Source organism: Luteimonas viscosa, assembly GCF_008244685.1.
GTDB lineage: Bacteria > Pseudomonadota > Gammaproteobacteria > Xanthomonadales > Xanthomonadaceae > Luteimonas > Luteimonas viscosa.
Window position 1 is genome coordinate 753,016 of record NZ_VTFT01000001.1, and the last position, 12,917, is coordinate 765,932.

The 12,917-nt window shown below is 66.8% G+C and carries 8 protein-coding genes; all 8 read right to left on the reverse strand.

Features of this window, described 5'->3' with window-relative positions; genetic code table 11:
* Positions 1-335: 335 nt before the first annotated feature.
* Positions 336-689 (reverse strand): hypothetical protein, encoded by a 354-nt coding sequence (locus FZO89_RS03470; RefSeq protein WP_149101952.1) that lies wholly within the window; start codon positions 687-689, stop codon positions 336-338.
* A 64-nt stretch (positions 690-753) separates the two neighbouring features.
* On the reverse strand, positions 754-1,560 hold the full coding sequence (locus tag FZO89_RS03475) for a hypothetical protein (protein WP_149101953.1): 807 nt from the start codon (positions 1,558-1,560) through the stop codon (positions 754-756).
* A gap of 847 nt (positions 1,561-2,407) precedes the next feature.
* The gene (locus FZO89_RS03480) at positions 2,408-2,734 is read right to left on the reverse strand and encodes a DUF3658 domain-containing protein (RefSeq protein ID WP_149101954.1); all 327 of its coding nucleotides are present in this window, start codon (positions 2,732-2,734) and stop codon (positions 2,408-2,410) included.
* Between the two features lie 390 nt (positions 2,735-3,124).
* Positions 3,125-4,285: a PepSY-associated TM helix domain-containing protein gene (locus FZO89_RS03485; RefSeq protein ID WP_149101955.1), complete on the reverse strand. Its 1,161-nt coding sequence runs from the start codon at positions 4,283-4,285 to the stop codon at positions 3,125-3,127.
* Between the two features lie 37 nt (positions 4,286-4,322).
* Positions 4,323-6,410: a TonB-dependent receptor gene (locus FZO89_RS03490; RefSeq protein WP_149101956.1), complete on the reverse strand. Its 2,088-nt coding sequence runs from the start codon at positions 6,408-6,410 to the stop codon at positions 4,323-4,325.
* Positions 6,411-6,567: 157 nt separating this feature from the next.
* Entirely contained in the window at positions 6,568-9,141 is a 2,574-nt protein-coding gene (locus FZO89_RS03495; RefSeq protein ID WP_262378512.1) for a glycosyl hydrolase 115 family protein, read from the reverse strand.
* Between the two features lie 103 nt (positions 9,142-9,244).
* Entirely contained in the window at positions 9,245-10,555 is a 1,311-nt protein-coding gene (locus FZO89_RS03500; protein ID WP_149101957.1) for a GntT/GntP/DsdX family permease, read from the reverse strand.
* A 249-nt stretch (positions 10,556-10,804) separates the two neighbouring features.
* Positions 10,805-12,829, reverse strand: coding sequence for a YjhG/YagF family D-xylonate dehydratase (locus FZO89_RS03505; RefSeq protein ID WP_149101958.1), 2,025 nt, complete (start codon positions 12,827-12,829; stop codon positions 10,805-10,807).
* Positions 12,830-12,917 lie beyond the last annotated feature (88 nt).

Sequence of the window (12,917 nt, forward strand, 5' to 3'; positions counted from 1 at the left end):
TCCCCAGTTAGCCTGTACTTGGGCTCTCTGACGGAGTAACCACAGACCGCTGGATCGCTGACGCGATAAGTGATGCTTGAACCCTCCACTGAGCTTTGGATAGAAGTCTCAAACGGCAGACCTTCCGGCCAATCCTTGCAACCCAGATAACGGAACTCCAAGCCGAACTCATCGACGGGATCAGAGGTCGAATTCCAACCGTACACCGAGTTGTACCAGAAGCACCCTCCGGCTGCGGCTGCAACCAAAGCTATCAGTAGCAAGTAGCGCTTGGTCATGGGCGCTAACGACTGAATTAAGCCGCGCCGCGAAGCGGCGTAGGCTTGAATGAATTGTTAGCGCCCACCGATTTCCCGTGCGACGCGCAAATCAAAGGCCCGGTCGATTAGTTCAGATTGCAGATGATCAGAGGCTTTGTAGAGGAAAACTATCTCACCATCAGCGGAAACGCGGCTTGGACCGTCCGAGCGCTTTGAGAGAAATACAACTTCGAGTGTTGTTGGGTCGCCGTCATCTTTGAAAGTGACGGATGATCTATCCAAATCCATGATTGCGATGAGTCTCGTTTCCTCCATGATCTTTGCACGGAGAGCTGCTTTCTCTACCGGAGCATCAGTGGCGGCAACCGCGAAAGAGGGGAAGAGAAGGGCGACCAGAAGAGTCTCTAAACGCATGCTGAAGAACTCCATGGGCGCTAACGCCTGAATTAAGCCGCGCCGCGAAGCGGCGTCGGCTTGAATGAATTGTTAGCGCTCAAACGCGTCGATGCAAATGACCTAGAACCCAAATGTCCCCGAGTGGATAGTGGGTGTCCAAGAGCACCTTGCACGTCTCGGCGATGTCAGAGCGGTCAACGCGCGAATAGTAGTTCGTAAGTGTTGCGCCATTGCCGATACCTGCAGCAACCCACGCGTACGAGAAGGTGAGCACCGACTGGAACGAACTTTTATCAATCGTCAACCTAATCGCCTCGCCTAGTTCGCCCTTGCGAGAGAGAACGGATGCCTGATGCACACCCTCATGAAAAAGCAAATTGCTTGTGTCTATGGCTAGAATCTGTAGCTCCGTTGAATATGAGTACTCAGTCTTGCTTGAAATTGCGGAGTTTACTTTGTACGCGACGTCCGGTTTGGACTGACTCTGCTCGGACAGATGGGCGCTGGTGCACTCAATACCAATTGTTGGCGTAGTGAGCAACGTGAAATCGGGAGCTTCCGTCTTATTGAATTGAATGCCTTTTGTCAGCAGGGCCGACGCGAGCCGCAGCTCCTGCCTAATCCCGAAGTAGTTTGATGTCGGAACTTCTCGGCGCAGTTCTCGGCGAAAATGAGCGAACATGCTCTCGTCATGCGCCCTCACTCTTTCAAGATCCTCAATGGCAAACTGTGCATACGCAACTTGTGCGCAGCCCAGGGAGCAATCTCCGGCCAAGTAGCTGCGTTTCGCAGAGTTCATCCAGCCGACAATCGCATGAGACTTGCGGGACGTGCGCACACCTAGCGTCTGTTCAAGGCGTGCGGCCAAAGCGTTCCAGTTCTCCTCGAACTCACGAAGTCCCACGGGCTGCCCTTGAGCGCTAACGCTTGAGTTAAGCCGCGCCACGAAGTGGCGTCGGCTTGAATGATTGGTTAGGGCCCAGCCACCGCGTTGCAGCCAAGTGAGTGAGTCCCGCCACAAAGATGCCGCACCCAACACCCCAAATGAGCAAGGCGGGCTCAAGGAGCGCAATCAAAGTGCCCAGACCAGCGCCGAGCGGCAGCACAATATGCGCCCGTGCCCGCCCCACCCGCCGCAGCCACCAATAGATAGGTGCGCCCATCAGAACGGCCGGGCCGGCACCTACAACGAGAGTGGCATAGAAGCCGGCGCGAAACGCACCGGGCAAGCCCCAGAACTCGATCGGTGAGCTCGCTTCAAGCCCTGCCACAAGAAGAGCGACAGCAAACGCTACGAGAACAAGCGACGCAGCAGAGAACACTGCCACCTGCATCAGTTGCCGCGCTTGTCGCATATGGGCCCTAACGCTTGAGTTAAGCCGCGCCGCGAAGCGGCGTCGGCTTGAATGAATTGTTAGGTGCCGGAATGCGTCACCCGCTGACTGCGGACTTTACGCCAAACAGCAACAACGGCAAGAACTATCCCGATGATGCCAAAGACACAGAAGGCGAGCGCGAGGATGGCGGGGCGCTGGCACCGAAAGCTTGTCGCTGCAAGGGAATGCACTCCGCTACAGTCGGCGAAGGACATCGAGAAAGAGCTCATGAGCCAGATCAGGCAAAGAGTTGCCAAAGCGAATGCGGCGATGGATAGCCGAGTGAGCCAACTGTTGGAACTGCGTTGAACGTTCACTGGCACCTAACACTTGAGTTAAGCCGTGCCACGAAGTGGCATCGGCTTGAATGAATTGTTAGGCCTCATGCCCGCCAACTTGGCTGGAAATACGAACCTCGCTGTACCGCATGCGTGACAGCACTCCTTGTGCCTCAAGCGTGCCGCTAAAGACCATCTCTCGAACACGCTGAGCATAGTAAACGTCAGGGATTCCAGGAATACGATCCGGCCTGGTCATTGCCATGGCGATGAGAAAAGCGACCTTGCGCCACTTTGAATCAGCGGCGGCCAGTAATGCTGCATCTATGGCCTGAACTTGCTCAGCGCTCAGCGCCGCAATTAGCTCAAGCTCCTCCGGGTCAGGTTGCTCATCCTCGGGCTCATACTCGTTAGGACGTTCCACGAAACTCTCCTATGAGGCCTAACAACGATTAGGCCCCGCTGCGGGGCATAAGCCCGCACTTTGCTCTCGTCCAAAGGCTCCGTCAATCGGGTTCGCTCTTGTAATCAAACACTTGCAGCCTCGCGAGGCTGATCGCATGTCATCGCGATGGGCGGAATATGCTGCGACCAGACGGCGTAGCGTGATACGCCGGCAACCTCGCTGGCGTACCCAGCAGACGGCACATTCGGTAAGAATTGGTTGTTTCGCCGGAATTGAGCCGGCGCATGTCCATCGTTGCTGCCGATCGGCGCACGATTCGGATCTTGGCCGTTTTATTTCCAGCGAGATCCCATATTGCCGGGCAAGCAGGAAGACGTGATCGCGCGTTATCCCGTCGCTGGCGATCCACTACCCAAGGGTCGATCGAACCGCGTCCCCGCCAGTCGCTCCGCGCACCGCTCGCCGCCGACGCCACCACAACATCACCCCGGTCACGCACACCAGCGCCGTACCGAGCCCCGACACGAACACCGCAACCCTGCCCGGCAGGCCGAACGCCTGGCCCGAGTGCAGGGCGTACTGCCAGACGAAGAAGGCATCGCCGGCGCTTTCGCCGCGGTCGTGGCGCTGGCCGAGCAGGCGGCCGTCGTCCATCGCCACGTAGGTCCACAGGCGGCCCTGCTGGTCGACGTCGCGCGGGTCGAAGGTGCGCACGGCGTACGCGCCCACGCGCGGCAGGATGCGCACGCTGTGGATGCGCGCGTCGGGCTGCTGCGCGTGCACGCGGGCGATGGCCGTGTCGATGTCGAGCGTGCGCGGCGTGTCGGTCGCGGGCGGCATGGTCCGGTCCAGGCGTCCGGACACCGGCGACAGCACGCCCACCGCGTCGCGGCTGGCCTCGGGCCAGGCCAGGGTCACGCCGGTGAGCGACATCACCAGCGTCAGCACCAGCAACCACATGCCGGGGGCGCGGTGCCGGTCGTGGCGACGCCGGCCGCTGCCGGGCGGCCCGGCGAGGCGAAAGGCATCGCGCCATGCGGCCAGGCGCGGCAGCGACAACCACGCCGCCGCCAGGTGGTCGAGCAGCCACAGCAGCGACACCAGGCCGAACAACCAGGTCGCCACCGGGCCGAGCATCAGGTCGACGTGCAGACCGTACAGCACGTCCATTGCATGGCGGCGGTCGAGCGCGAAGCGGCCCTGTTCGCGCCAACCCAGCACGCGACCGTCGGCCGGGTGCGAGAACAGCTGGAAGTCGCGTTCGACGCCGCCGCTTTCCTGGTGCCCCAGCATCCACAGCGTGCGTCCCGGTGCGTGCGGGAGTTCGACGATCCACGGCTCGAAACCGGGTACTGCCTCCTGCGCGCGCGCGATCGCAAGTTGCAGCGGTGCCCTCGCGTCCGTCGTGACGGCGACCTCGCCTGTCGTGCGCAGGTCAGGATTGAGCCAGGTATCGAGCTCGTCGTAGAAGGTGATCGCGCTGCCGGTCAGCGCGAGCAGCAGCAGCCACAGCGACGCACCCAGCCCGAACCAGCGATGCCAGGCCAGCAACGCAAGGCGCGTGCGCACGCGCCAGCCACCGGGTGCCCGTGCGACCACGCGCGGCTCAGAAGCGCACGGTCGCGCCAAGCCGGAAGTTGCGTCCGGGTTCGTTGAGCCCGGCGACGAGTTCGTAGTCCGGGATCGCGGTGTAGTCGGCCACGCTGGCGTGGGCGCGGTAGCTGCGGTCGAACAGGTTGTAGACGCCGGCGAACAGTTCGAAGCGGTCGCTGGCCAGCGGCTGCCAGCGCGCGAAGAGGTCGACCACGGTGTAGCCGGGCTTGTCGACGAACTGCGTGTCGGGCAGGTAGCCGAGCTCGACGTCGCGGAACAGCACCTCGACATCGTCCAGGTCTTCCACGTGGGTCACGCCCAGTTGCAGGCCGAAGCGGTCGTCCGGGCGGTAGCCGAGCATCAGGTTCCAGTTGTCGCCCATGGAGTTGCCGAGCGCGATATGTTCGTAGCCCTCGATCCGGCGATCGTTGAGGCGCGAGTCGTAGCGGTTGTAGTAGGCATCGGCCGAGAACGCGCCGCGGATGATGCCTGCGCGCAGTTCCACGCCCTCCGAGCGGAACGTGCCGACGTTCTCGTAGTACACCCCGCCCTGCGGCGGCGGGCCGCTGTAGAGCTGGTCGAGCACCACGTCGTCGATGCTCATGCGATAGACCACGGCGGACGCGCTGACGCCGTCGCGCGCCCAGGCCAAGCCGAGTTCGGTGTTGTCCACCTGTTCCGGCTGCAGGGTCGGCGACAGCGTGAGGCGGCCCGGGCGCTGCTCGAGCGTGAACGCGTCGCCGATCTCCTTGCCGCGGAACGCCTCCGCGTAGCCGGCGTTGAGGGTGAGCTCGGGCGTCAGGCGCCAGCGGCCGCCGGCGTTGAGGCTCACGCCGTCGCTGTCGGTGCCGCCGCCGTAGGTGGTGAGGTCGAGGTCGTAGTCGTCGTAGCGCGCGCCGAAGCTCAGCAGCAGCGGCTCGCTCACCTGCCAGTGGTCCTGAACGTAGACGCCGAGCAGGCGGCCCTGCTCCTCGAACCGTCCGATCGCCGGATCCCAGGCCCAGGGCTGCCAGGTGGCGGCCTCGGCGAGGTACTGGCTGGACACGCTGTCGTCGCGATGCTCGATGCCGGCGGTGATGCGATGCGCGCCGGCACGCCAGCGGCCGCGCAGGTCGAAGCCCCATGTGTCGATGTCGGCGCCGTAGCGGCCCCAGCGATCGAAGCGGTCCTGCACGAATGTGGATTCGGTGCGGTAGCCCGTCGCTTCGAGTTCCAAGGCGTCGCTGACGGCCACGCCGTAGTTCAGCACCGCGGTGCGGCGCTCGCCTTCCACCGGGAACAGCGGCTCGCCCTCCAGCACCGGCCAGTTGGGACGCGCGCCGAAGTCGCCTTCCTCGCGGCGCACCTCGTAGCTGGCGGCGAGCCGATGGCCGTCGCCGAATTCGCCGCCGATCTTGACGAAGCCCAGGCGCTGGTCGGCGCCGGTGCCGCGCAGGGTGGTGCCGTCGCCGTCCTCGTAATCGTCGCGGTCCACGCGTACGAACGAGGCGAGGATGCCGATGTCGCCCGACAGCCGCCCGAATGCGGTGGCGCTGGCCTTGTGGCCGGCGTTGCTCATCCAGCCGGCCTTGAGCAGCCCACCGGCATCGCGGCCGGGCTGCAGCAGGTCCACCGGGTTGCGGGTGCGGAAGCGGATCGCACCGCCGATCGCACCGAAGCCCGAGGTCGCCTCGCCCGGGCCGGCCTGCACGTCGACCGTTTCCAGCAGTTCCGGCTCGATCGAGACCCGGCCCACGTGGTGGAACAGGGTGCCGCGCTGGGGCGCGCCATCGACGGTGACGTTGAGCAGCGAATCCTCCAGCCCGCGCACGTAGATCTTCTGCGCCAGCCCCACGCCCCCGCCCACCTGCACCGAGGGGATGGCGCGGAACAGGTCGGCCAGGTCGCCGGCCTGGGTGAGCTCGATGTCCTCGCGGTCGAGTACCTCGTCGGTCATGGCGCCGACGACGACCACCTGGTCGAGCGCGACCGGATCGGAGTCGGGCGCGGCCACGTCCTGGGCCGATGCCATCGCGGGCATGGCCAGGGCGATCGCGGCCGCTAGCTGGCGGCCGGCAGACGGACGGCGCGCCTGGCGCGCGGGCAAGGACGTGGTGGACATGCGGCTCCCCTGGATCGAGGGCGCCGATTCTGAATGCTAATGAGAACGATTGTCAAACGAGAGGAAGTCGCAATGGCGCTGCGCTCGGACGACGCGATCGCCCTCCCGCGACTCCGGACAGTCGCCGTGCCACGGGCAGCCGCACCCGAGCGCCCGCTCATTGCGGCACGATCTCCAGCACCTCCACCACGGCGTTGTCGTCCAGTCGCCACAGCTTCAACGCGTGGCGGCCCGCCGGCAGCGCGTCGAAGGTCGCCACGAGGTCGACACGGTTGTCGATCACCGCCGCGTACCAGCGCTTCTGTCCGGGCTTCTCTGCACCACCGCCGGTCGGCTCGAGTTCCGATACAAGGGTCTGCATCGGGCCGTCGCCGAACGATACGCCTATGCGCACGCCACCGCTGCCGACGGTGTCGAGCGTCGGCGCCAGGCGCAGCCGCAGCTCGATGCCCTCGTTTTCCGGCAGGGTCACGTCGTATTCCGCGCGCGGCGCCGCCGACGGCGTAGTCGGCGGCCGGCCCTGCGGCAGCGCCACGAGGGCCGCGCGACCCTGGCCGAGATCGGGAACAGGGGACCAGGCGATGCCAACCGCGGCGACGCCACGATCGACATCGACGGCATCGATGCGGATCGGGCCGGCGCCGGACTCGGGATCCACGAACACCGCGCGCGCGTTGCGCATCTTCTCCGGCACGTCGCCCGCGGTGCGGATCAGCACCGGCGGGTTCTGCCGCACCGGGTCGTTCCAGATCACGTAGTTCGTGTGCACCTGGGACATCATTTTGTCCCACTTGCCGTCCAGCAGCGTGTGGTACTCGCGCACCAGTTCTGCATCGCGCGCATACGCGCGTTCGGCCTGCTCGAGGAACACGTTGCCGCGCGGATCGAAGCGCGCGGCCAGGCGCTGGTTCCAGGCGGTGGCGAAGTACATCTCGTAGAGGTTCGCCACCGCCTGGATCGGATAGTCCACCAGCTGGAAGAAGGCCGGCCGCGCCGCCTCCGGGACGCGCGGCCGCACCGCATCGAGCCGGGCGACGAGCGCGCGCCAGTCCTCGACGATCCCGCTCCACTCGCCGCGGACCAGAACGTCGGGACGGATCTCGCCCAGCGCATAGGTGCCCTCGTTCACCAGCTCCGGCTTGCGGCGCGCCGCCAGCCGGGAGTACTCCGTCATCAAGGCGCCGACCTCTGCGCCCAGTTCCGCGCCGAACTGCTGCGCGGCCCAGTCTTCGGGATAGGCCGCCAGCGCCTCGGGCGTCATGCGCTCCGGCCCCCAGGCCATGTCCATGAAGAAGTCGAGCGGATACTCGACCGGCTTGATGTCGCCGACGTTCACGATCCAGATGTCGCGCGCGCCGCGCTGCCAGGCCAGGTCCATCTGCTGCCAGACCTTGCCGATCTGGTTGGTGTTGAGCCACTTGTAGTTGCGCGGCACGCCCACGTAGTCGAAGTGGTAGTACACGCCGAAGCCGCCGGCACGCCCGAGGTCGCGCGTGGGCAGGCGCCGGATCTGGCCCCAGTTGTCGTCGGCGAACAGCAGGGTGACGTCGTCGGGAACGGTCATGCCCTGGTCGTAGTAGTCCTGCACTTCCTTGTACAGCGCCCACATCTGCGGCACCTCGGACGCGGGCCTGCCGGTGACCTCCTCGATCAGGCGGCGCTGGTCGGCCACCACCCGCTCCAGCAGGTCGGTCGCGGTGCCTTCGCTCATCGGCGCGTCGCCGTCGCCGCGCATGCCGATCGTCAGCAGGTTCTCGTGCATGCCGCCGCCGGCGCCGCGCATCATGCGTTCCAGGCCGCCGCGCCAGAACGTGCGCAGGTTCCGGCCGTTGCGCGCGTAGTCCCACTCGCCGCCGGTGGAAGGATCGTCCTCGAGCCGGTGCCACTCGGCCTGCGCGCGCGTGAGCGGTTCGTGGTGCGAGGTGCCCATCACCACGCCCATCTCGTGCGCCAGCGCCGCGCTGCGCGGATCGTCCAGGTGGAAGGACTTGGGCGCCCACATCGCCGGCCACAGGTAGTTGCCCTTGAGCCGCAGCAGCAGTTCGAACACGTGGGCGTACATGTCGGCATTGACGCCGCCGAACTTCTTCTTCGCCCAGCCGCTGAGCGCCGGGTCCTCGTCGTTGATGAAGATGCCGCGGTAGCGCACGCCGGGACGGTCGCTGCGTTCGCCCGCGGTCACGCGCACGGTCGCGCGCCGCGTCACCGGCACGTCGGCGAACCAGTGCCAGGGCGAGACGCCGATGCGCTCGGACAGGTCGTAGGCACCGAACACCGCGCCGCGCCGGTCCGACCCGGCGATCACCAGCGCCTGCGCCACGCCCGGCCAGGGCTGGTCGACCACGGCGAGCTGGAACGCCTCCCACTGTCCACCGATGTCATCGAGACGCAGCTTGCCGGCGGCCACGAGGCCGTCGATCCACGCGCTGTCGCCCTGCACGCCGACCACGACGATCGGTCCGTCGACGCCGTCGGCCGCGGTCAGCACTTCTGGTACCGAACCGCCGACGCGGCCGAGGTCTTCCGCCAGCGAAGCGGCTACCCGCCGCACCGCGGAGTCGGCACCGGCATCCACAAGCACCGTGGCCGGCACGCCGCCGTCGAGCAGCGCGAAGTCGCTGGGAGTGACACGTTCGCAGACCGTGACGGGCGTGTCGCAGGCCAGGGTGGCGCCGCTGGCGAACAGCGCGGATGCAAGACACCAGGCGCGCAGTCCGGGTCGTGTGGTCAAGGTCGTGCTCCTCTCGTTATTGTCGTGCAATGCCGGTCGAAGCGACGTGCAGGCTTGGGCCAGGACGTCGGTCCCAAGACTGCGTCGCCATCTGCGTCGAACCTCATCCGACCACCAGTTCCAGCAGCAGCACACCGGCCAGGCCGACGATCGAGATCGTGGTTTCCATCACCGTCCACGAGGCGAAGGTCTGCTTCATCGACAGGTTGAAGAATTCCTTGAACATCCAGAACGCCGAATCGTTGACGTGCGAGCCGAACACGCTGCCCGCGCCCACCGCCAGCACCATCAGTTCGGGCGAGGCGCCCGTGGTCGCGATCAGCGGGCCGACGACACCGGCGGCGGTGATCACCGCGACCGTCGCCGAGCCGATCATCACCCGCAGGATCGCCGTGGCCAGCCAGGCGAAGATCAGGGGCGGCATCTGCCAGCTCTCGCTCAACGAAGCGATCTGCGCGCCCACGCCGCTGTCCACCAGTACCTGCTTGAACACGCCGCCGGCGGTGATGATCAGCAGGATCACGGCGATGCTGGCGATGGCGGCGTTGAGCCACTTGGTTTGCGTTTCCAGTGCGACGCCACGGCGATGGCCGAGCCACCAGAACGCGACCAGCGTGGCCAGCAGCAGCGCCACGGTGGGATTGCCGAGGAACAGCAGCCCGGTGCGTACGAGGCCTACCGGCAGCAGCGCATCGGCCAGCACCGACACGCTGATCAGGAGCACGGGCGAGAGCGCGATCAGGAACGAGCTCCAGGCTCCCGGCAGTTCCTTGTGCTGCGTGCTGGACGTGAACAGGTCCAGCATCGGCGGATTGATCACCTGCAGGCGCCTGCCCAGGATCGGCCCGGCGATGATCACCGCGGGGATCGCCATCGCGATGCCGTAGACCAGGGTGAGGCCCATGTCGGCGCCGAACGCGTTCACCAGCACCACCGGCCCCGGGTGCGGCGGCAGGAAGCAGTGGGTGGTGCTGAGCGAGGCCACGGTGGGGATGGCGAGGTACAGGATCGGCAAGCCGGTCTTGCGCGCCAGCGAGAAGATCAGCGGCACCAGGATGATGAAGCCGGCGTTGAAGTACAGCGGGATGCCGACCAGGAAGCCGGTGAGCAGCAGCGCCCACTGGATGTTCTGCTCGCCGAAGCGCGCGATCAGGGTGGTGGCGATCTTCTCTGCAGCGCCGCTCTCCTCCAGCACCTTGCCCAGGATCGCGCCGAGCACGATCACCAGTGCCAGGCCCGCGAGCGTGCTGCCGACGCCGGCGTCGATGGTCTTGAGCAGATCCTGCGGCGACATGCCGAGCAGCAGGCCCATCGGAATCGCCACGATCAGCAGCGACAGGAACGGGCTGAGCTTGCGCGCGGTGAGGAAGATCTGCAGCGCGATCGCCGCGGCGATGATCAGGAACATGGTCATGCGGTGCGCCCTCCCCGGCGACTGGGTGGATCCTGGGTGGTTGCCATCATCTGGAGCGGTGGGCGACTCGCTTGGTTCGGGGCCAAGGCAGATCCCTCACTTCGTTCGGGATGACAATGTTGAGGCGGCAAGGAGCACTCCCTCACTTCGTTCGGGATGACAGTGGGGAGGCTTCCAGATGCTCTCGCCAACCCGCTCGCGATGACATATTGCATTTGTCATTTCGAGCGAAGCGAGAAATCTTGTCACTCACGTGCCCGCGTCGCGTGCAGCGCTGCCACGTTCCTTCGCCAGCACCTCGCGCCCGGCCCGCAATGTTTCGAGGATGGCGTCCACGTCGTACACGCAACCGCCCCAGGTGCCGCCGCTGGCGTCCTGCAGCGCGGCCCACAGCCGGGTATCGGCAGGCAGGCGCGGATGTGCGGCGATGGCCGGGTGCAGTTCGCGCGCGGCGAGCACCGCCGCCGCGGCGGCCGGTTCCAGCAGCGTGTCCGGATCTTCGCCGATGAAGTCCAGCCTGCCCTCCAGCCGCACGCGGTCGATCTCGATCCGCACCACGTCGTGGTCGCGTAGCCGGCCGATCGGCCCGCCGGCCAGGGCCTCCGGGCCGACGTGGCCGATGCAGGCGCCGGTCGACACCCCGGAGAAGCGCGCATCGGTGATCACCGCCACGTGCTTGCCCCAGGGCAGGTGCTTGAGCGCGGAGGTGAGCTGGTAGGTCTCCTCCATGCCGGTGCCCGCCGGGCCGCAGCCGGCGAGCACGATGATGTCGCCGGCGCGCACCGCGTCGCCGCCCCTGGACTTGATCGCGCGGATCGCGTCGCGCTCGCTGGCGAACACGCGCGCGGGGCCGGTGTGGCGATAGACCTCGTCGTCGTCGACCACGGACGGATCGATCGCGGTCGCCTTGATCACCGATCCGTCGGGCGCGAGGTTGCCGCGCGGGAACACCAGTGCGCTGGACATCCCCGCCGCGCGCGCGGCATCGGGTCCCATGATCACGTGCGCGGGATCCACGCCGTCGAGCTCGCGCAGTCGCTCGCGCGCGATCCGGCGCGCATCGCTGCGTTCCCACCAGTCGAGGTTGTCGCCGAGCGATCGCCCGGTGACGGTCAGCACATCCAGGTGCAGCAGGCCCATCGCGCGCAGGTGCAGCATCACCTCCGGCACGCCGCCGGCCATGAACACCTGCACCGTGGGATGGTGGCGCGGGCCGTTGGGCAGCGCATCGACCAGGCGCGGGGTGGCGCGGTTGGCGCGGATCCAGTCGTCGACGCTGGGGCGCTGCACGCCCACCGCATGCGCGATCGCCGGCACGTGCAGCAGCAGGTTGGTGGAACCGCCGAAGGCCGCGTGCACCATCACGGCGTTGTCCACCGCCGCGCGGGTCAGGATCGCCGAGAGCGCGGTGCCCTGCCGCGCCAGCTGCACCAGCGCCAGCGCCGAGCGCCGCGCGATGTCGAGCCACACCGGTTCGCCGGACGGCGCCAGTGCGCTGTGCGGCAGCGCGATGCCGAGCGCTTCGGCGATCACCTGCGAGGTGGCCGCGGTGCCCAGGAACTGGCAGCCGCCGCCGACCGAGCCGCAGGCGCGGCAGCCCATGGCGGCGGCATGTTCGAGATCGATCAGCCCGTGCGAGAAGCGCGCGCCGATGGTCTGCACGATCGCGGTGTCCTCGGCGCCGCGCGCAGGCAAGGTGACGCCGCCGGGCACGATCACCCCGGGCAGGTCGGCGCAGCCGGCCAGCGCCAGCATCGTCGCCGGCAGGCCCTTGTCGCACGTGGCCACGCCCAGCACGCCGCGGCGCGTGGGCAGCGAGCGGATCAGCCGCCGCATCACCACCGCAGCGTCATTGCGGTACGGCAGGCTGTCGAACATGCCGGTGGTGCCCTGGGTGCGGCCGTCGCAGGGATCGGAACACATCACCGAGAATGGCAGTCCCTCGTGCGCGGCGAAGGCTTCGGCCGCGGCGCGCACCATGCGGTCGATCTCCCAGTGGCCGGTGTGCAGGCCGAGCGCGACCGGCCGACCGTCCTCCGCGCGCAGGCCGCCCTGGGTGCTGACGATGAGGTAGGGATCGCGCGCGACTTCCGATGCGCGCCAGCCCATGCCGGCGTTCTGGGTCATGCCGAACAGGTGGCCGCTGGGCGAATCGCGCAGCGTGTCGGCATCGATCGGCAGGCTGCCGGACGGACCCTCGCCACTGGTGCGCGACTGCGTGATCGACGTACCGTCGCCGAGCAATGTGTCGAGGTTGAAATCGGGAGACGTCATGGCGCTCTCCTTGCCGCATCGTGCGCAACGTATCGGCAATCCCCGGGTGCCACCGGCTGGAACGCAGCCGCCATCCGCGGCTCGGGCC